Source organism: Haloferula rosea (assembly GCF_016595525.1).
Lineage (GTDB): Bacteria > Verrucomicrobiota > Verrucomicrobiia > Verrucomicrobiales > Akkermansiaceae > Haloferula > Haloferula rosea.
Genome location: NZ_JAENII010000042.1, coordinates 1 through 1345 on the forward strand (window position 1 = coordinate 1; position 1345 = coordinate 1345).

1 protein-coding gene is annotated in these 1345 nt (G+C 60.1%); it reads right to left on the reverse strand.

The window, feature by feature from the left end; genetic code table 11:
- Window positions 1–151 precede the first annotated feature (151 nt).
- Window positions 152–1165, reverse strand: a complete 1014-nt coding sequence (locus JIN81_RS18745; protein WP_200283610.1) for a transposase — start codon at window positions 1163–1165, stop codon at window positions 152–154.
- Window positions 1166–1345 lie beyond the last annotated feature (180 nt).

A 1345-nucleotide genomic window follows, 5' to 3' on the forward strand; every position in this document is an offset into this window, starting at 1 on the left:
TCCTTCTAATCGGGTTTCCCCGTCCCCCCCACAAGCAAGGGATTCTTGCCATCATAACACCCGCGTCTCAGCGAGTGGAGGCATCATACGGGTCCCGAAACTCAGGGTCGCAAAAGGGGTCCAAAAGGGGTCGGTCCCGAAACTCAAGTGCTCACCCGAGCCCCAATTCCTTCTCCAATTTCCCTAACTGTCGCGTCAGCGCCTTCGACTCCCGCACCCGCCGCAGCGCCACGGTCACATTCCCTTCGTGGCCCATCCCCAGTCGATCCGCTATCCACCGATTCCGAACTCCCGTCCGCTTCCGGATCAAGGTCGCCAGCAGCGACTTCTCCTCGAGCCACTTTCCCCTACCCACCAACTTCTCTGCCTTCCCGGGCAAGCCCATCGCCTTCAACCCCGTCTTCACCAGACGCTCCGCCTCCGCCACATCATGGGCCCGCGCCGCCTCTCCTCGGAGACTGCCTTTCCGTCGTCTCTCCGCCACCTCTGGCTTCAGCTTCGCCAACAGTTTCTTCCCGAAACTCTTCTCTCCCAGGTACCACCCCCGCCGCAGCGCCTTGAGCGAATCATCCGAAAGCGTCCCCTCCTGATCCTTCGCCCGCTCCTCCAGATACCGCTCATACGCCTTCATCCCGCGCCGACCCTCCGCCAGCGCGAAGGCCTCGAGAACCCGATCCGTCACCAACCAATCCGGTGACTTTCTTCCCGCATAGTTCGGGAAACTACTCCACCGCCACGACTTCAGCTTCTTCCGGCTGCCACCGCCCACCCAACCAATCCGCACCGGATTGAGATGGATGTAATCCGCCACGATCCGGAAATACTCGCCGCTTCCCTCGCCGTTCACCACCACCGCCTTGTAGCGACCTTGAAAGACATGCCCGAGCCGCTTCCTCCGCCGGTTCCATCCCTGGGAAAAGACACCCATGAACCACTTCATCCCCGCCACCAGGTTCGCTTCGGGGGTTTCCAGAAGGAGATGGAAATGGTTGCCCATCATCACCCAGGCATGCACCCGCCAGCCATAGCTTCCACACACTTCCTCCAATCGCTTCAACCACACCGTCCGGTCGACCTCATCCTCGAATACATCCTTCCCACCCTCACCCCGGGCCATAACGTGGTAAATCGCACCGGAAGCTTCGTAGCGTAGAGGTCGAGCCATGCGGGAGGGGTATCACAGCGGGAGAGAAATTGCCACCCCTCGTTTTTCGGGACCGACCCCTTTCAAACCCTCGTTTTTCGGGACCGACCCGAATGGCGCGTCCTTAAGCGACCTTTCGATAGGTGGATCGGTTCGGGATTTCGATGAACTCACTCCTCGGTTTGTTGAGCAAAGGGAATG

What these genes read in the sequence shown, in the direction of transcription:
- JIN81_RS18745 (WP_200283610.1), bottom strand. Translation starts at nt 1,165, where the DNA reads ATGGCTCGACCTCTACGCTACGAAGCTTCCGGTGCGATTTACCACGTT.